Origin of the sequence: Nocardia araoensis NBRC 100135, assembly GCF_000308435.1 — a bacterium.
GTDB classification, from domain to species: Bacteria; Actinomycetota; Actinomycetes; order Mycobacteriales; family Mycobacteriaceae; genus Nocardia; species Nocardia araoensis.
Window position 1 is genome coordinate 18,115 of the sequence record NZ_BAFR01000155.1, and the last position, 26,334, is coordinate 44,448.

24 protein-coding genes are annotated in these 26,334 nt (G+C 69.5%); 15 read left to right on the forward strand and 9 right to left on the reverse strand.

Going from position 1 to position 26,334, the window contains the following annotated elements; genetic code table 11:
- Window positions 1–88: 88 nt before the first annotated feature.
- From ON21_RS21155 to galK, 3 genes are all read right to left on the reverse strand, one after another.
- A complete protein-coding gene (locus ON21_RS21155; protein ID WP_039800123.1) occupies window positions 89–343 on the reverse strand; it encodes a hypothetical protein in 255 nt (84 codons plus the stop codon).
- A gap of 12 nt (window positions 344–355) precedes the next feature.
- Complete coding sequence (locus ON21_RS21160; protein ID WP_051021174.1) at window positions 356–2,074, reverse strand: sodium:solute symporter family protein; 1,719 nt, start codon at window positions 2,072–2,074, stop codon at window positions 356–358.
- Between the two features lie 221 nt (window positions 2,075–2,295).
- Window positions 2,296–3,423, reverse strand: coding sequence for a galactokinase (gene galK, locus ON21_RS21165; RefSeq protein WP_083880780.1), 1,128 nt, complete (start codon window positions 3,421–3,423; stop codon window positions 2,296–2,298).
- Between the two features lie 216 nt (window positions 3,424–3,639).
- On the opposite strand from galK, the gene ON21_RS38565 reads away from it, so the two are divergent.
- Together ON21_RS38565 and ON21_RS21175 are read left to right on the forward strand one after the other, a co-directional pair.
- Complete coding sequence (locus tag ON21_RS38565) at window positions 3,640–3,846, forward strand: polysaccharide deacetylase family protein (RefSeq protein ID WP_157170905.1); 207 nt, start codon at window positions 3,640–3,642, stop codon at window positions 3,844–3,846.
- On the forward strand, window positions 3,846–5,378 hold the full coding sequence (locus ON21_RS21175; RefSeq protein WP_083880781.1) for a GGDEF domain-containing protein: 1,533 nt from the start codon (window positions 3,846–3,848) through the stop codon (window positions 5,376–5,378). The genes ON21_RS38565 and ON21_RS21175 overlap by 1 nt, the downstream gene beginning before the upstream one ends.
- Before the next feature lies 1 nt (window position 5,379).
- Here ON21_RS21175 and ON21_RS21180 read toward each other — a convergent pair whose 3' ends face one another.
- Both ON21_RS21180 and ON21_RS21185 read right to left on the reverse strand, forming a co-directional pair.
- Window positions 5,380–6,132, reverse strand: coding sequence for a DUF6319 family protein (locus ON21_RS21180; protein WP_039800125.1), 753 nt, complete (start codon window positions 6,130–6,132; stop codon window positions 5,380–5,382).
- 298 nt (window positions 6,133–6,430) lie between these two features.
- Window positions 6,431–7,051, reverse strand: a complete 621-nt coding sequence (locus ON21_RS21185; RefSeq protein WP_039800127.1) for a TetR/AcrR family transcriptional regulator — start codon at window positions 7,049–7,051, stop codon at window positions 6,431–6,433.
- Window positions 7,052–7,263: 212 nt separating this feature from the next.
- Here ON21_RS21185 and ON21_RS21190 point away from each other — a divergent pair, with 212 nt between their 5' ends.
- From ON21_RS21190 to ON21_RS21215, 6 genes are all read left to right on the forward strand, one after another.
- Window positions 7,264–8,631, forward strand: a complete 1,368-nt coding sequence (locus tag ON21_RS21190; protein ID WP_039800129.1) for a flavin-containing monooxygenase — start codon at window positions 7,264–7,266, stop codon at window positions 8,629–8,631.
- A gap of 7 nt (window positions 8,632–8,638) precedes the next feature.
- The gene (locus tag ON21_RS21195) at window positions 8,639–9,796 is read left to right on the forward strand and encodes an EstA family serine hydrolase (RefSeq protein ID WP_039800130.1); all 1,158 of its coding nucleotides are present in this window, start codon (window positions 8,639–8,641) and stop codon (window positions 9,794–9,796) included.
- Window positions 9,796–10,842: an NAD(P)-dependent alcohol dehydrogenase gene (locus tag ON21_RS21200; protein WP_039800174.1), complete on the forward strand. Its 1,047-nt coding sequence runs from the start codon at window positions 9,796–9,798 to the stop codon at window positions 10,840–10,842. The genes ON21_RS21195 and ON21_RS21200 overlap by 1 nt, the downstream gene beginning before the upstream one ends.
- Window positions 10,843–10,879: 37 nt before the next feature.
- On the forward strand, window positions 10,880–12,529 hold the full coding sequence (casG, locus tag ON21_RS21205) for a steroid-24-oyl-CoA synthetase (protein ID WP_039800131.1): 1,650 nt from the start codon (window positions 10,880–10,882) through the stop codon (window positions 12,527–12,529).
- A 3-nt stretch (window positions 12,530–12,532) separates the two neighbouring features.
- Window positions 12,533–14,284, forward strand: coding sequence for an N-acyl-D-amino-acid deacylase family protein (locus ON21_RS21210; protein WP_039800132.1), 1,752 nt, complete (start codon window positions 12,533–12,535; stop codon window positions 14,282–14,284).
- A gap of 85 nt (window positions 14,285–14,369) precedes the next feature.
- On the forward strand, window positions 14,370–15,215 hold the full coding sequence (locus ON21_RS21215) for an alpha/beta fold hydrolase (RefSeq protein WP_039800133.1): 846 nt from the start codon (window positions 14,370–14,372) through the stop codon (window positions 15,213–15,215).
- A gap of 7 nt (window positions 15,216–15,222) precedes the next feature.
- On the opposite strand, the gene ON21_RS21220 is transcribed toward ON21_RS21215, so the two are convergent.
- Complete coding sequence (locus tag ON21_RS21220; RefSeq protein WP_039800134.1) at window positions 15,223–15,507, reverse strand: hypothetical protein; 285 nt, start codon at window positions 15,505–15,507, stop codon at window positions 15,223–15,225.
- 190 nt (window positions 15,508–15,697) lie between these two features.
- Between ON21_RS21220 and ON21_RS21225 the strand changes: the two genes are divergently transcribed.
- A complete protein-coding gene (locus ON21_RS21225) occupies window positions 15,698–16,762 on the forward strand; it encodes a DoxX family protein (RefSeq protein WP_039800136.1) in 1,065 nt (354 codons plus the stop codon).
- 129 nt (window positions 16,763–16,891) lie between these two features.
- Here the strand turns inward: ON21_RS21225 and ON21_RS21230 are convergent, their stop codons facing one another.
- The gene (locus ON21_RS21230; protein WP_039800137.1) at window positions 16,892–17,722 is read right to left on the reverse strand and encodes a mycofactocin-coupled SDR family oxidoreductase; all 831 of its coding nucleotides are present in this window, start codon (window positions 17,720–17,722) and stop codon (window positions 16,892–16,894) included.
- Between the two features lie 437 nt (window positions 17,723–18,159).
- On the opposite strand from ON21_RS21230, the gene ON21_RS21235 reads away from it, so the two are divergent.
- From ON21_RS21235 to ON21_RS21245, 3 genes are all read left to right on the forward strand, one after another.
- A complete protein-coding gene (locus tag ON21_RS21235; RefSeq protein ID WP_039800138.1) occupies window positions 18,160–18,387 on the forward strand; it encodes a hypothetical protein in 228 nt (75 codons plus the stop codon).
- Window positions 18,388–18,498: 111 nt separating this feature from the next.
- Window positions 18,499–19,158, forward strand: coding sequence for a class I SAM-dependent methyltransferase (locus ON21_RS21240; RefSeq protein ID WP_039800139.1), 660 nt, complete (start codon window positions 18,499–18,501; stop codon window positions 19,156–19,158).
- 224 nt (window positions 19,159–19,382) lie between these two features.
- Entirely contained in the window at window positions 19,383–20,225 is an 843-nt protein-coding gene (locus ON21_RS21245; RefSeq protein ID WP_169332716.1) for an AfsR/SARP family transcriptional regulator, read from the forward strand.
- Between the two features lie 59 nt (window positions 20,226–20,284).
- Here ON21_RS21245 and ON21_RS21250 read toward each other — a convergent pair whose 3' ends face one another.
- On the reverse strand, window positions 20,285–21,634 hold the full coding sequence (locus tag ON21_RS21250; RefSeq protein ID WP_039800140.1) for an acetyl-CoA carboxylase biotin carboxylase subunit: 1,350 nt from the start codon (window positions 21,632–21,634) through the stop codon (window positions 20,285–20,287).
- A gap of 10 nt (window positions 21,635–21,644) precedes the next feature.
- Window positions 21,645–23,333, reverse strand: a complete 1,689-nt coding sequence (locus tag ON21_RS21255) for an acetyl-CoA carboxylase carboxyl transferase subunit (RefSeq protein ID WP_039800142.1) — start codon at window positions 23,331–23,333, stop codon at window positions 21,645–21,647.
- A gap of 197 nt (window positions 23,334–23,530) precedes the next feature.
- On the opposite strand from ON21_RS21255, the gene ON21_RS21260 reads away from it, so the two are divergent.
- From ON21_RS21260 to ON21_RS21270, 3 genes are read left to right on the forward strand one after another with little or no spacing between them, the layout of a single operon-like run.
- The gene (locus ON21_RS21260) at window positions 23,531–24,799 is read left to right on the forward strand and encodes a beta-ketoacyl-[acyl-carrier-protein] synthase family protein (RefSeq protein WP_039800143.1); all 1,269 of its coding nucleotides are present in this window, start codon (window positions 23,531–23,533) and stop codon (window positions 24,797–24,799) included.
- Window positions 24,796–26,034 carry a ketosynthase chain-length factor gene (locus ON21_RS21265; RefSeq protein ID WP_039800144.1) on the forward strand — a complete coding sequence of 413 codons (1,239 nt, stop codon included), beginning with the start codon at window positions 24,796–24,798 and terminating at the stop codon, window positions 26,032–26,034. Before ON21_RS21260 ends, ON21_RS21265 begins: the two co-directional genes overlap by 4 nt.
- Window positions 26,031–26,285, forward strand: coding sequence for an acyl carrier protein (locus ON21_RS21270; RefSeq protein ID WP_218004123.1), 255 nt, complete (start codon window positions 26,031–26,033; stop codon window positions 26,283–26,285). Before ON21_RS21265 ends, ON21_RS21270 begins: the two co-directional genes overlap by 4 nt.
- Window positions 26,286–26,334: the final 49 nt, after the last annotated feature.

Genomic DNA, 26,334 nt, shown 5'->3' on the forward strand with positions numbered 1-26,334 from the left:
CACGTGGCCCGGCGGAACCGGTACCCCGGGCGTCTGACCCGTGCGACAACCGGCGCCCCCTGGGATCTCCCAGGGGGCGCCGTTCGTGTCAGACGGAGCCGGGCTCCTCGTCGGAGGGCTCGGCCGGGTGCGTTTCCGGCGGCACCTGGACCGGGCGCAGCAGCGCCCAGGCCACGAAGGCCAGCGCCACCACGCCCATGCCGAGCCCGGCCCACAGGTTCACGTTCACCCCGCCGGTCTTGGCCTGCTCGGCGGCGGTGTCGTGCACCAGGCCCGTGACGACGAGAACGATCGCGTAGCAGCCGAGCAAACCGCCGACGATGGTACGGATGTCGAAAAGCATTGCGGCGGTTCCTTATCCGACGAAGATGTTGAGCAGGATGACGAGCACGAGCGCGATGCCCGCCAGCAGGACCGGGCGCTGGTACCAGGGCAGCGTGCCCGCTTCCGGATCGGTGCGCACTTCCTTCGGCGTCTCCGAGTACACCAGCCCGATCAGTTCCGCCGCCGGTTTCGGCTGGGTCACCTGGGTGACCGCGACGCTGACGACGATGTCGACCACGAACGCGGCACCGGCCGCGACGAAGCTCGCTCCCTGGCCGGACAGTTCGAAGACCTTCGTCTCGTGCAGGATGAAAACGACGATCGCGGAAGCGGTTCCGCAGACCAGCCCCATCCAGCCCGCGGTGGGCGTCATCCGTTTCCAGAACATGCCGAGGATGAACGTGGCGAACAGCGGCGCGTTGAAGAAGCTGAACAAGGTCTGCAGGTAGTCCATCATGTTGCTGAACCCGGAGGCGATGAACGCGGTGAAGATCGCGGCCACGGTCGCGCCGATGGTGGCCAGCCTGCCCACGGTGAGGTAGTAGCCGTCCGGTCGGTCGCGCCGCACGTACTGCTGCCACAGGTCGTAGCTGAACACCGTGTTGAACGCGGAGACGTTGGCCGCCATGCCCGCCATGAACGCCGCGAGCAGACCGGCCAGCCCCACCCCGAGCAGGCCGTTGGGCAGCACGTCCTTCATCAGATACAGCAGCGCCTGGTTGTAGGTGGTGTCGCTCTCGAAGTCCGGATTCGCGGTCACCGCAGCCTTGTACTCCGCCATCTGCGGCACCAGCACCGCGCTGATCATGCCGGGGATGACGACGATCAACGGGATGAACATCTTCGGGTAGGCGCCGATGATCGGGGTGCGCCGCGCCGCAGAGATGGAGTGCGTGGCCATCGCGCGCTGTACCTCGACGAAGTTCGTGGTCCAGTATCCGAAGGACAGCACGAATCCGAGACCGAACACGATGCCGAGGATCGACAGGAAATCGTTGGAGAATCCGCTGAGCGCGTTGCCGGGCCACGACTCCAGCTGCGCCGCGCCGCCGGGCGAGGCGGTCACCTTCTCGCGCAGCCCGTCCCATCCTCCGACCCGGTGCAACCCGACCAGGGTGAGCGGCAGCAGCGCGGCCACGATGACGAAGAACTGGAGCACTTCGTTGTAGATCGCGGCCGACAGTCCGCCGAGGGTGATGTAGGACAGCACGATCACCGCGGCCACGATCACCGAGACCCACAGCGGCCAGCCCAGCAGCACGTTCACGATGGACCCGAGCAGATACAGGTTGACCCCGGCGATGAGGATCTGCGCGATGGCGAAGCTCAGCGCGTTCACCAGATGGGCTCCGGTGCCGAACCGGCGGCGCATGAACTCCGGCACGCTGCGGACCTTGGAGCCGTAGTAGAACGGCATCATCACCACGCCGAGGAACAGCATGGCGGGCACCGCCCCGATCCAGAAATAGTGGAAGGTCGGGAACCCGTATTCCGCGCCGTTGGCGGACATGCCCATGATCTCGACCGCGCCGAGGTTGGCGGAGATGAACGCCAGGCCGGTCACCCAGGCGGGCAGCGAGCGCCCGGACAGGAAGAAGTCGATGCTGGAGGACACCCGCTGTCTGGCCAGCAGGCCGATGCCGAGCACGAACACGAAATACAGTGCCACCAGCGCGTAATCGACGGGCTGCGCGTCCAGTCGGAGGGTCTCGGCGGCTACCGGGTGCGGTGGCGATGCGGCCGGGTGCAGGCCGGGCACGGCAGCGAGAACGGACGGATCGACGAGCGGCACAGCGTTCCTCCTGGCGGTGAAACCGGGGCGGCGAGCGAGGTCGTTCGTCGTGCGAGAGCCGCGCCGTGCTGGTGCTGCCCGGCGCGTGCGACCTCCTCGTCACCCGCCGAATGGTGTCGGCAGAGACCACTGTGCGCGATCATGCCCTACCGGCGTGGCACAATCGCGCACAAATTCGCTCAAACGATCCGGTGCGCTCCGGCGGCGGGGAAAACCGCGAACGTGCGCGGATCGGGCAGCCCTGCGTCGGCGAAGCGCTGCCGCACCGACTCCGTCACCGCCGCCGTGCGGTCGCGGTCGACGAGCGCGACGACGCTGCCGCCGAACCCGCCGCCGACCATCCGCGCGCCGTACGCCCCGGCGGCCAAGGCGGTGTCGACCGCCGCGTCGATGGCCGGAACGGATACCTCGAAGTCGTCCCGCAGCGAGGCGTGGCCCGCGGTCAGGATCGGGCCGATGTTCCGGGGGTCCTCGCCTACGCGCAATTTTTTGGCAACCGCCAGCACCCTGGCGTTCTCCGTCACCACGTGTCTGGCGCGGCGGCGCAGCACGTCGTCGGCGATCCGGGTGGTGTCCGCCGCGGACGCCACGTCCCGCAACGTCGCCACGCCGAGCGCCTCGGCCGCCGCCACGCATTGCGCGCGGCGCTCGGCGTAGCGGCCGTCGGCCAGATCGTGCGGCTGGCCGGTATCGATCACCAGCAAGTCGAGGCCGAAAGCGCCCAGGTCGAAGGGGATCTGCTCGTGACCGGTCCCCCGCGGCGCGGCGGTGTCGGCGGCGAAAGCCCGCACGTCCAGCAACAGCGCGTGCCCGGCGGTGCACAGCATCGCGGCCGACTGGTCGAGCAATCCGGTCGGCGCGCCGACGTAGTCGTTCTCGGCGGCGCGGGCCACGTCGATCAGCGTGCGGTCGGTCAGGCCGGGCGCGAACAGATCGCGCAGCGCGACGGCCACCGCGCAGGACAGCGCCGCCGAGGACGACAGCCCGGCGCCGATCGGGACCGCGCCGTCGAGCTCCAGATCGACGCCGGGAATCCGGTGCCCACGCCGGGTGAACTCGGCGATCACGCCGAGCGGATAGCGGGCCCATCCCGGCACCCGCGCCCGCTCTCCGGCGAGGCCGGACACCGCGACGAGCACCGGCTCGCCGGGCCGCTGCCGCGAGCCGACCCGCACCATCCCGTCGGCGCGTCCCGCCGCGGTGCACCGCACCACCAGCGGCAACGCGATCGGCAGGACGTAGCCGTCGTTGTAGTCGGTGTGCTCACCGATGATGTTGACCCGCCCCGGCGCCACCCATGTCCGCACACTCGCTCCTCGCTGTCCCGGTCGGTGCCAGGGTACGAGACACGCCGCCCGAACATGGTCACGAGGAAGCGTTCGGCCCGCTGCGCGCGAAAGCCATCGCGCGGCAGGTGCTGCAGCCCGAGGAGTTCCGGGCGGAGATGGTGGATCCGCGCGATCTACTACGCGGGTTTCACCCTTGTTGCGCCAAGTGCCCGCCAAGGGGCGGCGTTCCATGCCATGATCAAATCAGTTGTCCAGATATTGGTTGCCGAGCGCGCCGCGGTCGGTTGGGACATCTGCTCGTACAACAACACTCGGTTCTCGTTCGCCGACAGCATCCGGGCGGTGCTCGACGAACAGGCGAACGTCGAAGTCGCGGTGGAGGATTCCCAGATCTATTACGCGGCCCGGTTCACCGGGGATGGAGCGACCAAGGGGGGCTGATGACACCCACGCGACAGCCACAGACCAGCTGTCGGCGCAGCATCGGATCGGGCTGGTACGCGGTGCTTCTGGGGGGAAGCGGGGCCGCGATCGCGGTCCACCTCGCGCTGGACTCGCAAGTGGTCGCGTTCGTGACGATGGCGATCATCGTCGGCGAGACCCTCGCCATGATCGCCGTCGGTGTGGCCACACACCGGCCCTCGCACCCGTTGCCGTGGTACCTGCTGTCCGGCTCGGCGGTGCTGTTCGCCACCGGCACCACCCTGCGCGACATCGGCGACCACGCGATGCACCCGCTCGACGACGCGTTCACCCTGCTCGGTTACCTCGGCGTCGGGCTCGCCGCGCTCATCTGGTTGTGGCCGCGCCAAATGCACGGCAACTACGACCTGCTCCTGGACTCGGCCCTGATCGGGCTCGGCGCGCTGCTCGCCTCCTGGACCTTCCTCATCTCCCCGATCCTGCAATCCACCACGACGGGGCTGGACGCGCTGGTGGCGGCGACCTACCCGGTGCTCGACGCACTGCTGCTCACCTTGGTGGCGCACTCGATGGCGACCTCCACGCGCGCGGAGACCTCGCTGTGGCTGCTGCACGCCGCACTCGTCGCGGTGCTGCTCGGCGACCTCGGCTACAGCCTGGAGACCGCGGGCGCGACCGCGCTGGGGCGCGAAGTGCTCCTGGCTCCCCTGCTCGCCGCCTACGCCACCGTGGGATTCGCCGCGCTGCACCCGACCATGACCACGCTCGGCATGCCGCGGCGCATCCACCCGCACCATTCCAGGCAGCGCGCCAGCTTGATCGCGATCGCGCTGATCGTGGCCTCGCTGGTGCCGGTGGTCGGGTCGAGCCTGCGCCCGCTCGATCGCGTGGTGGTGTCGTCGCTGTTCGCGCTGCTGCTGATCGGCATGCTGGTGCGCAGTGAGCGCGCGATCGTGCGCAGCGCCCGCAGCGAGCGGCGCGCGCAGTACCAGGCCGACCACGACATACTGACCGGACTGCTGAACCGGGCCGCACTGCTGCGCGCGCTGCGGCAGCGCGGCGAACAGTCGGGCGAGCAACCGATCTCGCTGCTGTTCATCGATCTCGACGGCTTCAAGCGGGTCAACGACAGCTATGGGCACGCCGTCGGCGACGAACTCCTCGCGACAGCGGCGGACCGGATCCGGCGGGTGGTGCCCCGCGAGGACGTGGTGACCCGCTATGGCGGCGACGAGTTCGTCGTGCTCGCCCGGCTCGCCCGGCCGGAGGCCTCGGTACTGGCCGAGCGGCTGCTGGGCGCGTTCGTCCGGCCGTTCGGGTTGAGTGCGGGGGAGATACCGATCACCGCGAGTGTCGGCGTGGCGTGCGTCGGGCCGCGCAGCTCGGACACCGACGTGCACAACCTGATCCGGGACGCGGACGCGGCCATGTATCACGCGAAGCAGTACTCGCTCGGCTACGCGTTCCACGATGACGTGCGGCGCACGCCCCCCGACACCGAGCGCCGGATCTGGCGTACCGCGGTCCGATCCGCCAGTCCCGCGGTCTGACTCAGTCGCTCAGCTCGTTCAGCAGGCGCCTGGCCTCCTCGAGTTCGGCCTGCAACTGCTGCACCTTGGCCTCCTGCACCCCGCGCAACGCCTCCAGGACCCCCGCGACCACTTCGGCGACCTCCGGATGCAGGATCTTCGCCGCCTGCGCCACCGCGGAACCGGCCACCGGAAGGCCGCGCAGGGTGCGCTTCTTCCCACTGACCACGTCGATCGACCACTCGCCGTCGGCGGTGCCGGTGAGCGTCACGGTGACCTCGGGCGCCTTGGCCTTGCCGCGGGCGGCTGCCGCTTTGGCGGGTTTGGGCGCCGCTGCCTGTTTGGCCGCGCTGTCGGCTCGGTTCGCTTCCCCGGCCGCCGCGGGCTTCGCGGTGGCCGACGGCGCGGGTGCGCTCGGCTGCGCGGGCTCGGTCGTGGTGCTCGTCGTGGTCGACGACTGCGTCACAGGAAATTCCTTCCTTGTTGTCGACTTCTGCTGGGCGGTGGCGCCCGCCGCCCCTCGCGGCGGCTTGGTCAAGGTCACCTCGGTGGGAGAGAAGGACAGTACATCCTTCGATCCGGTCGGCCGGACCTGGAGGAAGTCACCGTCGGCAGGGTCGCCGAGTGCGATCACCTTGCCCGAGCGCCCCTCCGGAACGCCGACCGCGGCGGCGGTGAACCACACCATGGGCGGGCTGCCTCCGGCGATGTCCGCGGCGATCTGTTGAATCTCGCTGTCCGACAGGGGCTGCGGCTTGGTTCGTGGGGACGGCATGGGTAACTCCGAGCGATCTCGTGGTTGGCTGCGTGCACAGATGATGCCGTACGACGCCGACAGATTCGCGGGCCACCGTCGAATCGGGGCGGCCGGTCGCCGGATTCGAACATTCAGCGAACATCAGGCAATCTATGTGGATACTCCACAGGCCCTCGGCAACCGCTCCGCCTCCGCGCGCGAAATCATCCGCTTCCGGCGAATCGATCTGCCATATCGGCGATCCTGCCCCGACGCGCGGCGGTCCACCCGGACCCGCGGATTCGACCGCCCGGAGGGACGGACGGCGACGGCTCGGTCAGCTCGCCGCGGTCGGCGCGCGCAGCGCGGGAAACCAGATGTCGGTGAGCACTTCGACGGCTTGCTCCGCCGAGACGTCGATGGTGCCCTGCATCGCCCATCGGGTGAAGAACCGTTCCAATTGCGCGACGAGCAATTCCACGCGCAAGCGCGCCTCGTCGCGCCGGTCGGCAGGCCACCCGGCGAGGTAGGCGGTCATCGCGTTGGGCAACGCGAGGATGCCGCTGCGGGCGATCTCGCGAAACTCCGGTTCCAGCGCGGTCGCCTCGTCCCAGGCGGGCAACAGTTCCTTGTATTCGTGGAACCACTCGATGGCGCGGGCCACCCAGCCGGCGAACTCGGCGCGCGAACCGGTTTCCAGCACCCGGTCGAGGTCCTGATAGAAGTGCAGCGCGGTGGGCACGGTGCCCTGCTCGGCGATCGCGCGGAGTATTTCCTGTTTCCCCGCGAAATGCAGGTAGAACGTCGCGCGGCTACAGCCGACGGCGGCGACGATGTCGTCCACCCGCACGGCCGCGTAGCCCCGGGTGGCGAACAGCTCCTTGGCGCCCTCCAGCAGCCGGGCCCTGGTCTGCTGCTTCTGCTCGTCCCGCAGGTTCGGGGTCGCGTTCGTACGCATGGTGAACCGGTACCTCGTATCTGTGAAAAGAGGGTCTGACGTGCGAGTGCCGCCGACCGAGTCTACGCGCGAACCGGCTTGATAGACATCGCGTCATTCACTAGACACCGTGTCTATCGAGTGTTAATTTGTTGCCTACGCCACTCCGGCGCACGATCCGCGCCGGACAGATCGGCCCTCACCGACGACGGCTTCCAGCACGAGGACAGTGAATGACGTCAACCGCACTCCCCCGCGTCTGCGTGATCGGGGCGGGCCCCTCCGGGATCACCGCCGCCAAACGCCTGAACGACCACGGCATCCCGTTCGACTGCTACGAGGCGTCCGACGAAGTCGGGGGCAACTGGTACTTCAAGAACCCCAACGGCATGTCGGCCTGCTACCAGAGCCTGCACATCGACACGTCCAAGTTCCGCTTGGCCTTCGAGGACTATCCCGCGCCCGACGAGTGGCCGGACTTCCCCCACCATTCGCAGCTGTTCCAGTATTTCCGCGACTACGTCGACCATTTCGGCATCCGCGACCGGATCGTGTTCGACACCGCGGTGACCGCCGCCGAGCGCGGCGCGGACGGCCGCTGGCTGCTCACCACGAGCGACGGGAGCACCAAGGATTACGACGCGCTCATCGTCTGCAACGGGCACCACTGGGACCCGCGCCTGCCGGACTATCCGGGTGAATTCGACGGCACGCTGCTGCACAGCCACGCCTACAACGACCCGTTCGATCCGGTCGACATGCGCGGCAAACGCGTGGTGGTGGTCGGCATGGGCAACTCGGGCCTGGACATCGCCTCCGAACTGTCGCAGCGGTTCATCGCCGCGAAGCTCTATGTCTCCGCCCGGCGCGGGGTCTGGGTGCTGCCGAAGTACGTCAACGGCAAGGTCGGCGACAAGCGCTCGATGCCACGGTGGATGCCGCCGAAGCTCGGCTTGAAACTCAAGCAGCGTTTCGTGCGCAAATTTCGCGGCAACATGGAGGACTACGGCCTGCCCGAGCCCGACCACCTGCCGTTCGAGGCGCACCCCTCGGCCAGCGAGGAGTTCCTGCACCGCGCCGGCTGCGGCGATATCACGTTCAAGCCCGCGATCACCGCGCTGGAGGGCTCGCGCGTGCGTTTCGCCGACGGCAGCGCGGAGGAAGTGGACGTGATCGTGTGCGCCACCGGTTACCGGATCTCCTTCCCGTTCTTCTCCGACCCGGAACTGCTGCCCGACAGCGACAATCGCTTCCCGCTGTTCAAGCAGATGGTGAAGCCCGGCATCGACAATCTGTTCTTCCTCGGTCTGGCCCAGCCGCTGCCCACGCTGGTGAACTTCGCCGAACAGCAGAGCAAGCTGGTCGCCGCCTACCTGACCGGCCGCTACCACCTGCCGTCGGAAAAGGAGATGCGAGCGGCGATGCGGTCCGCGGAATCGGCCAGGTCGGGCCGCTACTACGACTCGCCCCGGCACACCATCCAGATCGAATTCGAACCGTACGTGCGGGATATGCAGCGGGAACTGGCGCGCGGCGCGAAACGCGCGGCCGCCGCGGGGAACGCGCTGCCGGTGCCCGGTCGCACCCCCGAACACGTGTGAGGCGACGATGACCACTACCACGGGCACCGCCACCTCGGGATTCTGCGCGGAACGATTCGCGCGGGTCCGCACGGAACTGGAGACCCGGCTCGCCTCGGGCGACGAACTGGGCGCGTCGATCTGCGTCACGGTGGACGGCGAAACGGTCGTCGACCTCTGGGGCGGATACCGCGACCCGGAGCGCACCACGCCGTGGACCGAGGACACCTTGGTCAACGTCTTCTCCATCACGAAGACCATGACCGCGCTCAGCGCTCTGCTGCTGGTCGAGCGCGGTGAACTGGACGTGCACGCGAAGGTGGCCAGGTACTGGCCGGAGTTCGCGGCGAACGGCAAGGGCGACATCGAGATTCGTCATCTGCTCGCGCACACCTCCGGCGTCTCCGGGTGGCAGCCGCCGATCGAGCTCGCCGACATCTACGACGTGGAAGCCTCCGCCGCCCGCCTCGCCGGCCAGCCGCCGTGGTGGGAGCCGGGCACGGCGTCGGGCTATCACGCGCTGGCCTACGGCCACCTGATCGGCGCGGTGATCCGCCGCGTCACCGGACGCTCGCTGGGCGAGTTCTTCGCCGAGGAGCTGGCCGGGCCGCTGGGCGCGGACTTCCACATCGGCACCGCGCCCGAGCACCACGGGCGGATCGCGACCTTGATCCCGCCCGCGATGCCGGAATTCGACATGGCCGCGCTCGACCAGGACAGCGTGCTGGTCAAGACGCTCACCAGCCCACTGCTGGACATCGCCGAGACCGCGAGTGCGGGGTGGCGGCAAGCCGAGATCGGCGCGGTGAACGGGCACGGCAACGCCCGCTCGGTGGCGCGAGTGCAATCGCTGGTGTCCTGCGGCGGCGAACTGGCCGGACGGCGGCTGCTGTCGGAGCGCACGATCGATCTGATCTTCCAGCAGCAATCCGACGGTGTGGATCTCGCCCTTCTGGTGCCGCTGCGGTTCGGCATCGGCTACGGTCTGCCGCAGCGGCAGACGGCCCCGGAAGTGCCCGATGGCCGGGTGTGCTGGTGGGCCGGGTACGGAGGCGCGATGGTGGTCAACGACCTCGAGCACCGCACCACGTTCGCCTACGCCATGAACCGGATGGCGCCGGGGCTGATCGGCTCCGACCGTGGCGACGCCTATCTGCGCGCGACGTTCGCGGCGGTGCGCGGATGATGCGGGCAGTGCGGCTCACCGAGCCCGGTGTGCTGGAACTGCGCGAGGTACCGATCCCGCGGATCGGTCCCACCGATCTGCTGCTGCGCGTGGGCGCGGCGGGCATCTGCCATTCGGATCTGCATGTACTGCACATCCCCTTCCGGATGCGCGAGGAGCCGTTGACCCTCGGCCACGAGATCGCGGGCACCATCGAGGCCGTCGGCGACGGGGTCGACGGCCGCAGAGCCGGTGAGCGCGGCATCGTCTATCTGTGCTGGTCGTGTGGGGTATGCCGGGAGTGTGTCGGCGGCAACGAGAACGTCTGCCGAGCCGCGGGCCGCACCGCCATGCCGCCGTGCCCAGGTCTCGGACCGGACGGCGGGATGGCCGACTACATCCGGGTGCCCGCGAGTTCGTTCGTGCCGATCGGCGACCTCGATTTCGCTGAGGCCGCGCCGCTGGCCGACGCCGCGCTGTCGAGCTATCACGCCATCCGCGGCGCTCGTGAGCGGCTGGGGCCGGGGTCGGTGGCGGTGGTCGTCGGGATCGGCGGACTCGGCCACCTCGCGGTGCAGATCCTCACCGCGACCACGGCGGCGACGGTGCTGGCCGTGGACGTGAGCGCCGACAAGCTCGAACTCGCCGCGCGGTGCGGTGCGGCGGAAGGACTTCTGGCCCGCGACGACACCGCGAGCGAGATCCTCGACCGGACCGGAGGCCGCGGCGCGGACGCGGTGTTCGACTTCGTCGGCGTCGACGCGACCGCGCGTCTGGCGGTGGAATCGGTGGCGCCCAACGGTGCGTACCGGATGGTCGGCCTCGGCGGCGGCGCGCCGGAGATCACGGCGGCGCCCGCCACCGGCGCGGGCTGGCCGTGGGGAGCCACGGTCCGGAAATCCTACGGCGGCACCAGATCCGACCTGATCGACTCCGTGGCGTTGGCCTCGGCGGGCAAGCTGCGCGCCGAGGTGGAGCGCTACCCGCTGGCCGAAGCGCGCGCGGCCCTCGACCGGCTGGAGCGCGGGCTGGTCACCGGCCGCGCGGTGCTGATCCCCGAGCCGTGACGAATCATCCCTGCGCAGTGACGAGGAAGTATCCGATATGACAAAGGCCATCGACCCGCAGGCGTTCGTGGCACAGGCCGCGAGCAAGCTCACCGGACCCGGCGGTCGATTCGAGATGGTGGTCGAGGACGTGCTCGGCGCACCGCTGCCGGTGATGCGCCAGCGCAGGTCCTCGCTGCGCGAAGTGCTCGCCGCGGCCGCCGCGCACGGCGACCGGGACTACCTGGTCACCGCGGACCGCAGGATGTCGTTCACCGAGCACGCAGCCGCGGTCGCGGCACTGGCCACGGCCCTGCGCGACCGCTTCGGCGTCGGAAAGGGCGACCGCGTGGGCATTCTCGCGGCGAACACGCCCGAGTGGGTGCTCACCTTCTGGGCGGCTCAAGCGCTCGGCGCGATCGCGGTGGGCTACAACGCGTGGTGGGCGCCGCGCGAGATCTCCTACGGCGTCGAGCACACCAGCCCCGCCGTGCTCGTCGTCGACGCGAAGCGCGCGGCGCTGGTGGCGGAGCTGGACATCCGGGTGCCGGTGCTCACCATGGAGCACGACGTACCCGCGCTTCTGGCCGAATACCGCACCGACGACCTGCCCTACACCGAGATCGACGAAGACGATCCCGCGGTGATCCTGTACACCAGCGGCACCAGCGGACGCCCCAAGGGCGCGGTGCACTCGCACCGGAACCTGGTCGCGGTCACCGACTACCACGTCTTCAACGACGCGCTGGCCGCCGCGCTCACCGGGGTGGCCGAACTGCCCAGCGGACGGCGCTTCCTGCTCACCTCGCCACTGTTCCACATCGCCAGCCTGCACAATTTGGTGGTTCCCCGTTTGGTCACCGGCGACGCGGCGGTGATCCATCAGGGATCGTTCGACGCCGATCGGGTGTTGCGGCTGATCGAGGCGGAAAAGGTCACCAACTGGGGCGCCATGCCGACCATGGCCACCAGGATGCTCGAACTCGACCTGTCCGCCTACGACCTGTCCTCGCTGGCCGCGTTCTCGCTGAACTCGGCGCCGTCCTCGGCCGCGCTGCAGGAGAAGCTGCGCGAGCAGCTGCCCGTCGCTCGTAACGCGCTGGTGACCAGCTACGGGATGACCGAGTGCAGCACCGCCGCGACACTGGCGAGCCCCGCCGAGCTGGCCGCGCACCCGGACACCGTGGGCCGGCCGGTCGTCGGAGTCACGCTGGAGATCCGCGACAGCGCGGGCAACCCCGTCCCCGACGGCGCCGAGGGTGAGATCTGGGTGCGCAGCCCCTATGTGATGCTGGGCTACTGGCAGGACGACGCCGCGACCGCCGCGGCGCTCACCTCCGACCGCTGGCTGCGCACCGGCGATATCGGGGTGCTGGAGGACGGCAGGCTGCGATTGTCCGGGCGCCGTTCGGATCTCATCCTGCGCGGCGGGGAGAACGTCTATCCCACGGAGATCGAGCAATGTCTCGAGGAGCATCCCGCGGTGCGCGAATGCGCGGTGCTCGGGGTGCCCGACGCCGACCTGGGACAGCAGGTCGCCGCCTTGGTCGTGGTCGAAAGCGACACGGCGACAAGCGAAGACGAGTTGCGCGCGTTCACCGCCGAGCGGCTCGCCTACTACAAGGTGCCCGCCCGCTGGCGGCTCACCACCGCCGCACTCCCGCGCAACGCGACCGGCAAGGTCGTACGCGCCGATCTCGAGGTGTGAACCATGTACGACACCATCATCGCGAACGGCCAGTGGTTCGACGGCACCGGCGCGCCGTCGGCGATCCGGCACCTCGGCATCCGCGACGGGCGCGTCGCGACCGTCTCGGCCGACCCGATCGACGACCCCGACTGTCCGAACATCGTGGACGCCACCGGGAAATGGGTGATCCCGGGGATGCTCGACATCCACACCCACTACGACGTGGAGGTGCTCCAGCATCCGGCGCTGACCGAGTCGGTGCGGCACGGCATCACCACGGTCCTGCTGGGCTCGTGCTCGCTGTCGACCGTCCACGTCGACGCCTCCGACGCGGGCGATCTGTTCGCACGGGTCGAGGCGATTCCGCGCAAGCACGTCCTCGCCGCGGTCGGCGAGCACAAGACCTGGCGCTCGGCGCACGAATACGCGGCCGCTCTGGAGGAGCTGCCGTTGGGCCCGAATGTCGCCGCGTTCATCGGGCATTCGGACATCCGGGCCGCCGAATTGGGTCTGGACCGCGCGACCCGCAAGGACGTCCGGCCCGATGCCGCCGAACTGGCGGGGATGGCGGCGAAGCTGACCGAGGCGCTGGACGCCGGGTTCGTCGGCATGTCCTCCCAGCAGCTGCTTTTCGACAAGCTCGACGGTGCGGTGTGCCGGTCGCGCACCCTGCCGTCCACCTACGCGACCACCCGGGAACGGCGCAGGCTCAACGCGATTCTGCGCCGGCGCGGACGGGCGCTACAGGGCGGACCCGACGTGTCCCGGCCGCAGAGCCTGGTCGCGATGGCGGCCGGCAGCATCGGCCTGTTCCGCAGGCCGCTGAAGGTCAGCCTGCTCTCCGCCGCCGATCTCAAGGCCATCCCCGGTATCGCGTATCTCTTCCCGCTGATCGCGCGCGTGATGAACACGCTGGGCGGCGATTTCCGCTGGCAGCACCTTCCGGTGCCGTTCGAGGTCTACGCCGACGGCATCGACCTGGTGGTGTTCGAGGAGTTCGGTTCCGGCGCCGAAGCGCTGCACCTCGCCGACCAGGTGGACAAGCGCCGGGAACTGCTGCGCGACGAGCAGTACCGGCGCCGCTTCCGCAAGGACTACGACAAGAAATTCGGTCCGCGCGTGTGGCACCGGGATTTCTTCGATGCGCAGATCGTGGAATGCCCGGACGCGAGCGTGATCGGCAAGACCTTCGGCGAGGTGGGCGCGGAGCGCGGCGGCACGCATCCGGTGGACGCGTTCCTCGACCTCGTGGTGGAGCACGGCGCCAAGGTGCGCTGGCGCACGACGATCTCCAACCATCGACCCGAAGTGCTCGATCGGCTCGCCGCCGACCCCGGCGTGCAATTGGGCTTCTCCGACGCGGGGGCGCATCTACGCAACATGGCGTTCTACAACTTCGGGCTCCGTTTCCTGCGCCGCGTGCGCGACGCCGCGAACGCGGGTCGGCCGTTCCTTTCCGTCGAACAGGCGGTGCACCGGCTCACGGGCGAACTCGCGGACTGGTACGGCTTGGACGCCGGGCACCTGCGGGTGGGCGACCGAGCCGATGTCGTCGTGCTCGATCCAGCTCGGCTGGACGATTCGCTCGACACCTACAACGAGTCCCCGATCGCCCCCTTCGACAATCTGTCGCGCATGGTGAACCGCAACGACCAGACCGTCACCGCGGTCTTCGTCGGCGGCGTACCGGTATTCGGCGACGGGGCGCCCGCGCCGGCGCTCGGCGCCCGGCGGACCGGCCGGTTCCTCCGGGCGTCGACCGCCGCCGGATAGTCCAACCACCCGCTCGGCCGGGTTCGCCCACGTAAAATCGCTGCTACCCGGCGGTTCGCTCGCCGGTGGTTCGCAGGGAGTCGACGTGGACGTTTTCGAACATCGGGGCAGGTCGGTGGTCTTCGACCGCACGGGCAGCGGGCCTGCGGTCGTGTTCCTGCACAACGCGGGCACGCAGCGCCACATCTGGGACGACCAGGTCGCGGCGCTGCGGGACGAGCACGAGGTCTTCGCGCTCGATCTGCCCGGCTACGGGCAGTCCGACCAGCCCGCGACCGGCTACCGCCTCACCGATTACGTCGACATGCTCACGGCGTTCCTGGACGCCCACCAGCGCACCGATGTGGTGCTGATCGGCAACTGTCTCGGCAGCGCCACCTCGCTGCGCTACGCCATGGGGCATCCGGACCGGGTGCGCGCGCTCGTGCTGATGAATCCGCTCACCTTGGACACCGTCAGTTCGGGGCAGTCGGCGGGTCTGGCCTGGCTGGACGCGCGACTGCCGCTGGCGCCGCTGGCCCGCCGGATCAGCCTGCCGAACCCGGCGGTCTCGCTGATCGTCGGCAATCAGCTCGGCCCCCGCGGCCGGGACCGACGCAAACAGCACGAGCCGCGCGTGCGGGCGCACTGGACCGATCGGGGCAGGCTGCAAGCCCTGCACGGCTTGGTGCAGGATTTCCCGTCCTACCGCGCGTTGGACACCTTCGACCCGCCCGCCGGTTTCCCGCCGATCTGCACGATCTGGGGACGGCGCAACCGCATCCTGTCCGCGAAGGCGGGTGGGCGACTGAACCGCAGATTGCGCCCGCATACGGCGGTGGAACTACCGGACTGCGGTCATCTTCCGATGGTGGAGGCCCCGGAGCGGGTCACTTCGATCATCACCCGATTCCTCGCCCACGCGCCCGTGCGAAGGCAAGCGGGCGGCTGAGCCGCGCTCAGAGCGGAGCCGCGGTCGGGAACAGTTCGGCGAAACTGGCCGAATGCACCCCGCAACCGGCGCACTCGAATACCACGCCCATGTCCAGCATCCAGTGGATGCGGGTATGGCAGGTCTCGCACAGGAAGTCCACACCGGCCTGGTGGCAGCAGGACCGTTTACGGATGAACCATTCCGCGCGATGACGGCAGGGCACGGAATCGAAGCGGAACGTGCATTTCGGCGCGGCGGGCAACTCGGCGACGACGGCATCGAAAGCCGTTGTGACCGTACGGGTGATCACAGCAGATACCTTCCGGCGGAGCAGGGTGGGAGAACGAGCGGTGCGGCGGCGCCTTCACCCCCTGGATCGATCTCTCTCGAGTAGCTGTTACCCGGATGAGTCGGCCTTCACACGCGGGCGGACCGGCTTGTTTGGCCACTCGGCGTGCGGGAATCCGAATCGTGACGCCATCTAGGGAAGGGGTTCTGTCATGTTGTTGCGCCGACTCGCCCGGCCGCTACTGGCCACCGCGTTCGTGGTCGACGGGGTCGATACGCTGCGGCACCCGGACGAACGGGTGAAGTCCGCGAACGCACTGCTGGAGCGGGGGCACCGACAGCTCCCCGAAGAGATCGCCGCGAAGTTGCCATCGAATCCATCGACCGTCGTGCAGATCAATGCCTTCGCTCAGGTGGGCGGCGGCGTCCTGCTGGCACTCGGCAAGGCGCCGCGACTGGCCGCTCTGGTGCTCGCCGCGACCGTCGTGCCCGCCGCCGTCACCGAGCAGGACTTCTGGAACGAGCAGGATCCCGCCCGCAAGTCGGCGAAGCGGACCACGTTCCTCAAGGATCTCGGGCTGCTCGGCGGACTGATGATCGCCGCCGCCGACACCGAGGGCAAGCCCTCGCTGGGCTGGCGCGGCCGCCGAGCCGCGCGCGACGCCGCCGCCGCGGTGACCGCGGCGCTGCCGTTCGGCGCGGCCTCGGACACCCCCACCGGCGCGGCACTGCGCAAAACCGCGCACGAGGCCGCGGACAAGGCGCGGGCGCTCGGCACGGTGGCCGCGAGCAAGGGGGCGGGACTCGCCGAGTCGGCCCAGCGGCACCGGCCCGGGTGGGCGGATTCGGCCAAGGAACACGGTAGCGACTGGGCCGAGACCGCCAAGACGCACGGGCAGGAGTGGGCCGAGACCGCCAAAGAGCATGGTGCCGAATGGGCCGAGATCGCCAAAGAACGCGGCGCGGACTGGGCGGAGATCGCCAAAGAACGCGGAGCCGACTGGGCGGAAATCGCGAAAGAACGCGGAGCGGAGTGGGCCGAGATCGCCAAAGAACGCGGCGCCGAATGGGCTGAGATCGCCAAGGAGCAGGGCGTTCACCTCGCGGATCTGGCGAAGCAGCGCGGCAGCGAATGGGCCGAGATCGCGAAAGAACGCGGACCGGAGCTGGCCGACGCCGCCAAGGAGCGCAGTGTGCACGCGGCGCACCTGGCCCGCGAGCGAGGAGCCCAGACCGCGCACGCGGCCCGCGAGGCGATCGACTCGCGTCGCCACTGACGCTCGGACCGGTAGCGCGCCGAATGACGCGTTCGGCGCGCTACCGGTCCGCCCGCGCGCGGTCAGGCGGTTCAACCGAGCGCGAGGCCGACGAGCGCCATTCGCGCAACGCGCTTTCCGACCGGGAGCCTAAGAGGTGCTCGCGCTCCCGCCGCAGGAAATGGTGACGGCTTCCCCGTTGAAGTGGCGGCCGGACTCGGAGACCAGCAGCAGCATGGCCTCGGCCACTTCGGCGGGCTGGATCAAATCGCCGTTGGGCGGCCCGGATTCGATGATCGCCATCCAGTCCTCCCTGGTGGGGTTCTCCTTGTCCGGCACCATCAGCCGCCAGGTCGCGGGGTTCTGGATCATGTCGGTGTCCACGCCCGAGGGCAGCAGCGCGTTCACCGTGATGCCGTACTCCGCCACCTCCAGCGACAGCGACTTCACCAAGCCGAGCACGCCCCATTTGCTCGCGGCGTAGTGCGCCGCGTTGCGCGCGCCCATCTTCGCCACGATGGAGGAGGTGGCCACCACACGCCCCCAGCGCCGCTCGATCATGTGCGGGACGACCGCGCGGAAGCTGTGGAACACGCCCGTCAGGTTGGTGTCGATCATGTCGCGCCACAACTGCTCGTCCATCTCGGCGACGGGCGAGTGGGACGCGATGCCCGCGTTGGCGACGAGGATGTCGATGCGGTCGAACTCCGCGAGCGCGCGCTCGGCCACCGCCCGCATCTGCTCCAGGCTGCGCACGTCGGCCTGGACGGCGACACAGCGGCGGCCGGTGCGCTCGACCAGCGCGGCGGTCTCGGCCAGGTCACCGGGAGTGCTCAACGGGTAGGGCAGGCCGGGCAGCGGGGCGGCGATATCGCACACCACGATGTCCGCGCCAGCGTTCGCCAGCGCCAAGGCGTGCGCGCGTCCCTGCCCGCGGGCTCCGCCGGTGACCACCGCCACCCGGTCGTCGAGATTCCCCATTGCCGGCCCTTCGTCGGTCGGTACCTGCTTCGGCCGCCACCCATCGTGTCATGTGCGAACGGGCCGAACATTCGATTTTCCGGCGGGTGCGCGTCCGAGGGCTGATTTACCAGAACTGGGAACGGGCGAGATCCGGTGCCGGGCACGACGTGCGCCTTCGCGTGCCGCAGCACGTCCGCAACCTGCGCACATGGGGGTCGATTCGCCGAATTGCTCAGGGCGAGTGGGACAATGGGCACGATCTCGGCACCGCGGCGGGCACGGCCACGGCACGGACGAGCCGACCCCACTGCGGCACGGAGACCACATGCACCCATTTCGACCCGGTTCAACGACCGACCGTGTGCGATGTACGCTGCGCCCCGGAACGATCCCGCCCGTGCCCACGCGTCGTTTCGGGCACAAGCGTCGCATCCGCATGGTTTCCTGGGGGCCCGATGACCGATTGTGAGTACCTGCCCGTGAATCTCGACCGACAGCTCGACGCCGAACCGACCGACCACGACAACACCCTTGCCGACCGGCTCGCCGGCCCGCGGTTGCGCAGGCTGCTGCACACGGCCATCGGCCTGTCCGAGGATTCCATCGACCTGCTGACCACCATGACCACGCGTCTGCGTGCGGCCGAGGGCATGATCCTGCGCGACCCGCTCGACGACTGCTGACCTCCGCGCGGTCGCGGCCGGGGCTCCCGGCCGCGGGCAACCGGCGGTGACCGGTTGCCGATCCGGCAACAATATTTGCCGTTCCGGTCGGGCCGACGGATGGTGGGACGCATGAGTGCGACACACCATCACCACGCCGACCGGACGACGCCGACGACAGTCGAGTACTGGGAGGCCTTCTACCAGGAGCGCGAGCAGATCTGGTCGGGACGGCCGAACTTCCTGCTGGTGCGCGAGGCCGAAGCCCTGCCTCCGGGCACCGCGCTGGATCTGGGCTGCGCCGAGGGCGCCGACGCGATCTGGCTGGCCGAGCGCGGCTGGCGGGTCACGGCCGTCGACGTGTCGGAGACCGCGCTGGCCCGCGCCAGGACCAACGCTGCCCGACAGCGCCTCGACGGCGAAATCGATTGGCAGCGGCACGATCTGGACCACACCTTCCCCGCTGGGAGTTTCGACCTCGTCACGGCGCAGTATCTGCACTCACCGGCGGCACGGGATGGCGAGAGGACCCGAATCCTGGGCCGCGCCGCCGCGGCGGTGGCGCCGGGCGGGCTGCTGCTGATCGTCGGGCACGCGCAATGGCCGTCCTGGGTGCTGGAACCACCCGCCGACCTGCATTTTCCGACCACGGCCGAGGTGCGTGCCGGTCTCGCGCTGGACCCGGCCGAATGGCAGGTGGAAGTGGACGAGGTGGTCGAGCGCGAGCACCCGGGCCCGGAGGGTCAGCCTGGCACGCGAAAAGACAACATCCTACGAATTCGCCGCGCCTGACCGACTGAGCGAATAACGGGCGAATCTCCTTGTCGCCGAGGACAATTCGCGTAGACTGCGCGGGGAATTAACTCCGATATTACTCAGGATTCATGGTGCCGATACGGCTTTCTCGCTACTGTGGACGGAGCCTACAACGCGGTGGGAATCGAGAATTCTCACGTCGGTCGGGGGGAAATTCGCCCGTAGGAGAGCTCCCAGTGAAGTATCCAGTATGCGCTCGCGTGCTAGGTCCGTTGACACTCGCCCTGAACAATCGCAACGCGACGCCGACTGCGCAGAAGCAGCGGCAGTTGCTGGCATTACTCTTGGTTCGGCACGACACCGTAGTCCCGGTGACGGCCCTGATCGAAGAACTGTGGAACGATGATCCGCCGCGCAGCGCGGTGACGGTCGTGCAAACATATGTGCTCGGAATTCGTAAGAAGATGGCGGAACAGTTGGGGGTGGGGCAGGCGGAGGTGGCCGAACGCTTTCTGCGCACGCGCAGCAAGGGCTATTCCTTCGACGTGCAGGACTGCGTGTTCGACCTGCGCGACTATCAGTCCATGTCGGAGGCCGCCCGATGCGCCGCCAAGACCGGCGACGACCAGCGCGCGGTGGACCTGTTCAGCGCCGCGGAAGCGCTGTGGAGCGGTCCGGCGCTGGTGGATGTGGAGGGCGGCATCCCGCTCGCCGCCGAGATCTCGCATCTGGACCACCTGCGGCTGACCAACATCGAGTTGCGCGTCGAGGCGGAATTGCGCCTGGGCAGGCATCGCGAGGTCTGCCCGGACCTGGCCCGGCTGACCATGCAGCATCCGCTGCACGAGCGGCTCCAGGCGTACTACATGTTCGCCCTGTGCCGGTCGGGACAGCGCGCCCGCGCCTTGGCCTCCTATCAGCAGTTCAGCAGGTCCATGCAGGAGGAGTTGGGGCTCGACCCCTGTCAGAAGCTGCAGAAGCTGCACCGGGACATCCTGGCCGCCTCCGACGACTCGGTGAGCGCGATGCTCAACAGCCGCCATGCCGGTTACCTGATCGGCTGGTACTCCCCCGAGTCCCGCGCCGCCGCCGAAACCGCCTGACGACGCCGCGACGACGCCCGGCCGCGATCGATGCGGGGCCGGGCGTCGTCGCGGCGCGCTCATCCTCGCCCGAGCAGTTCGTCCACCAACCCGGTGGTGTGCGTGGCGGCGCGCATGGCCGGATGGTCCAGCACCTCGTACAGGAAATCCCGGGTGGTCGCGACGCGGGCGCCGGAGATCCGGAACTCCGCCAGCGCGCGCCGCATCCGGGCCAGCGCCCGGTCGCGGTCCGGCGCCCACACCACCAGTTTGGCCAGCAGCGAATCATAGTGCGGAGGTATCGAATAACCGGCGTACGCATGCGTGTCGACACGGACGAAGGGACCGCCGGGCGGGATGAATTCCGCCAGGATTCCCGGGGCGGGCGCGAATTGGGCGGCAGGGTCTTCGGCATTGATCCGGCATTCGATCGCCGCACCACGCAAAACGATATCGTCCTGCGCTATGCCGAGCGTTTGCCCGGCCGCGACTCTGATCTGTTCGGCGATGAGATCTATACCCGTCACCATCTCGGTGACCGGATGTTCCACCTGAATACGGCAGTTCACTTCCATGAAATAGTAATTGCCGTCCCGATCCACCAGGAATTCGACCGTTCCCGCGCCGGTATACCCGGCCTCCAGCACACCGTGCACGGCGGAGGCGCCCATTCGCTCGGCCAGACCGTCCGGCAGCAGCGGCGCCGGGGATTCCTCGATCAATTTCTGATGCCTGCGCTGCACCGAGCAGTCGCGTTCACCCAGGTGCACGCCGTTTCCGTAGCCGTCGCACAAGACCTGGATCTCCACGTGCCTGGCCGCGGCGAGGTACTTCTCGAGGTATACCCGGCTGTCGCCGAACAGCATTCGCGCTGTCGCCCTGGTCTCCTGATAGGCGCGCGGGAAGGCCGCGCTCTCGTGCACCACCTGCATGCCGCGTCCGCCGCCGCCCGCGGCGGCTTTGACGATCACCGGGTAGCCGATCGAATCCGCGAGCGCGTGCGCCTCGTCGAGCTCGAGTGGATCGAGGCTGCCCGGCAGTAGCGGCAGTCCCGCCTTCGCCATCAGCGTGCGCGCCGACTGCTTGTCGCCGAGCTGGGCCATCACATCGGCGGGCGGCCCGATCAGCGTAATGCCCGCCGCTCGGCAGGCGTCGGCGAAATCCGGTGACTCGGAAAGGAATCCGTATCCGGGATGGATCGCGTCCGCGCCGGTGAGCTCGGCGGCGGCGAGGATCGCCGCGGCGTTCAGATAGCTGCGCTTGGCCGCGGACGGGCCGATCTGCACCGCCTCGTCGGCGAAACGCACCACCGCCGACTCGGCGTCGGCGACCGAGTGCACCGCCACGGTGCGCACGCCGAGTTCGCGGCAGGTGCGCGCGACGCGCAGCGCGATCTCACCGCGGTTGGCGATCAGGACCTTCTCGAACATGTCGCCACTCCTACGCGACCGACCGGACCAGGACCGGCTGCCGGGCGCCGAAGCGCCGGAACCGGGCGCGGCGCTCGTCGGCCAGCTCCGCACCGCTGCGACCGGCGAGTTCGCCGAGGGTCGCGGCCAGTGCGCGGTGCAGCTGTTCGGCCGCGGCGACGGGGGACGCGCCCACGTCGTCGCCCGGCTCGGGCAGCACCGCGTCGACCACACCGAGACGCAGCAGGTCCCGGGCGGTCAGCGCCAGCGCGGCCGCGGCCGCGGGCGCGGCGGCTGGATCGTTCCACACGATCGCCGCGCAGCCCTCCGGGCTGATCACCGAATACGTGCCGTTGGCGAACATCAGCACCCGGTTCGCGACGCCGAGCGCCAGGGCCCCGCCGCTGCCGCCCTCGCCGATCACCACGCTGATCACCGGCACCCGCAGCGCGGACATCAACCGGATGTTCTCCGCGATGACGATCGCCTGCCCCTGCTCCTCGGCGGTCGCGCCGGGATACGCGCCGGGCGTGTCGATCAAGGTGACGACGGGCAGCCCCAGCTTCTCGGCCAGCCGCATCAGCCGAGCCGCTTTGCGATAGCCGGCCGGGGTCGGCATGCCGAAGTTGCGTTCCATCAACTCCTTGGGATCGTGTCCCTTCTGGTGGCCGATCACCATGACCGGCCGCCCGCCGAGCCAGGCCGTTCCGCCGACCACCGCGGCGCAATCGCCGGAGATCCGGTCGCCGCGCAGCTCGCGGAACTCGTCGAAGGCGAGTGCGAAGTAGTCCAGCGCGGTCGGCCGCTGCGGGGACCGGGCCCGGCGCACTTGCGTCCAGGGATCGGTCTCGGGAATGCGGGCCGGATCGGTGATCGCACCCGCGTCCGCGGGGACGAAGGTCTCGGCGGGATCGACCGGCCCCGCGGCCCGCAGCAGTGCGCCGAGCGCTTGGCGCAGGCCCGCGCGCGGCACGATCATGTCGATGAGTCCCCGGTCCAGCAGGAATTCGGCGGTCTGGAACTTCGGCGGAAGTTCCTGGCGGATGGTCTGCTCGATCACGCGCCGCCCGGCGAACCCGAGGCGCGCGCCCGGTTCGGCGATCAGCACGTCGGAAAGGGTGGCGAAGGAAGCCGCGACGCCGCCGTAGGTGGGATCGGTGATCAAGGTGACGGTGAGGATGCCCGCCCGGTCCAGTTGCTCCAGCGCCGCGCTGGTCTTGGCCATTTGCATCAGCGACAGCGGGCCCTCCTGCATCCTGGCTCCGCCCGACGCGGTGACGATGATCAGCGGAAGACGCCGTGCCAGCGCGGTTTCGGCGGCCGCGGTGATCATCTCGCCGACCGCGGTGCCCAGGCTGCCGCCCAGAAAACGGAAGTCCATGGCGGCGATCACCACTGGCATGCCCTCGATCGTGGCCAGCGCGCACAGCACCGCGTCGTGCAGGCCGGTGCGGGCGCGCGCGGCGGTCAGCCGGTCCGGGTAGGGCTTGGTGTCGGTGAAGGTCAGCGGGTCTTCGTCGGTGGCGGCGATCGGCAGCGGCTCGAAGCGCCCCTCGTCGGCGAGCTGCCCGATGCGCTGCTGCGCTGTGATCGGAGTGTGCCTTCCGCATTCGCCGCAGACGCCGAGGTCGCGGGCGAACCGCTTGCCGTACAGCGGGATCAGGCATGCCGGGCAGAGCACCCAGTCCGCGGCGCCGTCCTGGCCGTGTGCTGACTTCATCACGCGTGTCTCCTGTGCTCGGGAACGGGTGATCGAACCGGGCGGCGCCGACCGGCGATCACAGCGACAGCCTGCGCCCTCCCGCTCGAGAACAACTCGACTCGCTCGCTCGAGCGAGGTTCGAGGGCCGTCCCCGATGCTCGATCGCACCATCGAAGGGAGAACGCCATGAACACCAATGCATCCGGTGGTCCGCGATGAGCCGCCGCGTCGTCGTCACCGGGCTCGGCGTCCGCGCGCCCGGCGGGTCGGGCAAGGACGAGTTCTGGAAGCTGCTGTCCGAAGGCCGCACCGCGACGCGCCGGATCTCGTTCTTCGACGCCTCGCCGTACCGGTCCCAGGTGGCCGGCGAAGCGGACTTCGATCCGGCGCGAGAAGGCCTGTCACCGCGCGAGATCCGGCGCATGGACCGGGCCGTGCAGTTCGCCGTGGTCTGCGCGCGGGAGGCGGTGGCCGACAGCGGGCTCGACCTCGCGGCGGTCGACCCGCACCGGCTCGGCGTGAGCCTCGGCAGTGCGGTCGCCGCGGCCACCAGCCTGGAGCGGGAGTACCTGGTGCTGTCGGACTCCGGGAAGAACTGGCTGGTCGACGAGACGTACCTCTCCCCGCACATGTTCGACTACATGATTCCCAGCGTGATGCCCGCGGAAGTGGCCTGGGCCGTCGGCGCGGAGGGACCGGTGGCGATGGTCTCCAACGGCTGCACCTCGGGACTGGATTCGGTGGGCCACGCGGTGCAGCTCATCCGCGAGGGCTCCGCCGACGTCATGCTGGCGGGCGCGTCGGACACGCCCATCACACCGATCGTGGTCGCCTGCTTCGACGCGATCAAGGCGACCACCCCGCGCAACGACGAGGCCGAGGTGGCCTCGCGGCCGTTCGACAACTCGCGTAACGGATTCGTGCTCGCCGAGGGCGCCGCCATGTTCGTGCTGGAGGAATACGAGAGCGCGCGCAAGCGCGGTGCGCACATCTACGCCGAGATCTCCGGGTACGCCACCAGGTGCAACGCCTACCACATGACGGGCCTCAAGGCCGACGGCCGGGAGATGGCCGAGGCGATCCGGGTCGCGCTCGACGAATCCAGGATCGACCCGACCGGCGTGCACTACATCAACGCCCACGGCTCCGGCACCAGGCAGAACGACCGGCACGAAACCGCCGCGGTCAAGCGCAGTCTCGGTGCGCACGCCTACGCCACGCCGATGAGTTCGATCAAGTCCATGGTGGGGCACTCGCTCGGCGCGATCGGTTCGGTGGAGATCGCCGCCTCGCTGCTGGCGCTGGAATACCAGGTGGTGCCGCCGACGGCGAACCTGCACGAACCGGACCCCGAATGCGATCTGGACTACGTGCCGCTGGTCGCGCGCGACCACCGGATGGACACCGTGCTCACCGTGGGCAGCGGGTTCGGCGGCTTCCAGAGCGCGATGGTGCTGCGCAAGGCGGAGGCGGTGGCGGCATGATCCTCGTGACCGGAATGGGGGTGCTCGCGCCGAACGGTATGGGCGTAGAGCGCTTCTGGGACGCCGTGCTGGCCGGGCGCGGCGGCATCGCACCGCTCACCCGGTTCGACACCAGCGGCTCGTCGGCGCGCCTGGCCGGACAGGTGGCCGATTTCGACGCCGGTGAGCACCTGCCCAGCAGGCTGCTGCCGCAGACCGACGTCTCGACCAGGATGGCGCTGGTCGCCGCGCAGTGGGCGCTGGACGACGCCAAGGTCGACACCGCGACGATGACCGACTACGACATGGGCGTGGTCACCGGAAATGCCTCCGGCGGCTTCGAATTCACCCATCGGGAGTTCAACAAGCTGTGGTCGCTCGGCTCCGAGCACGTCAGCGTGTACGAGTCGTTCGCGTGGTTCTACGCGGTCAACACCGGCCAGATCTCCATCCGGCACGGTATGCGCGGGCCGAGCAGCGCCTTGGTCGCCGAGCAGGCGGGCGGGCTGGACGCGATCGGCCACGCGCGACGGACCGTGCGGCGCGGGACGCCGCTGGTGGTGACCGGCGGCGTCGACTCGGCGCTGGATCCGTGGGGGTGGGCCTCGCACCTGTCCAGCGGAGCGGTGAGCACCGCGACCGATCCCGAGCACGCCTATCTGCCCTTCGACGTCCGTGCCGCGGGCTACGTGCCCGGTGAGGGCGGCGCGATGCTGGTCGTCGAGGACGCCACCGCCGCGCGGGCCCGCGGCGTGCCCAAGGTGCACGGCCAGATCGCCGGCTACGCCTCGACCTTCGACCCGCCGCCCGGTTCCGGCCGTCCGCCGGGCCTGCGCCGCGCCGCCGAGCTCGCGCTGGCCGACGCCGGGATGACGCCGGGTGACATCGATGTGGTGTTCGCCGACGCCCTCGGCATCCCCGAGCGTGACCGCGACGAGGCCGCCGCCATCGAGGCGATATTCGGGCCCTGCGGCGTTCCGGTCACCGCGTCGAAACCGCTGACCGGACGCCTGTTCTCCGGCGCGGGCCCGATCGATGTCGTCACCGCGCTGCTGGCCATGCGCGACTCGGTGATCCCGCCGACCGCCCACACCCGCACGCTCGCCGAGGACTACCGGATCGACCTGGTCCTCGGCGCCCCGCGCACCGCCACCGTCGGCGGCGCGCTCGTCCTGGCACGCGGACGCTGGGGTTTCAACTCCGCGGTCGTCGTGCGCGCCGTGTCCGACCGAGATCTGCCGAGGAGCGAATCATGACCATGACCATCACCGAACTACGCCGCATTCTGGTGGACTGCGCGGGCGGCGAGGACCTCGCCGAACTCGGCGGCGACATCGCCGCCGTGGAATTCGAGGAGCTGGGTTACGACTCGCTCGCCCTCATCGAGACCGCGGCGCGGATCCAGCGCGACTTCGGCGTGATGATCCCCGAGGACCAGCTCATCGAGGTCAAGACGCCGCAAGAGCTGGTCGACATCGTGAACGCCCAATTGCAAGGTGCGGCATGAGCGGTCAGGCCCGGAGGAGGCAGCGCAGCGTGACCACGCAGGGCCCCGC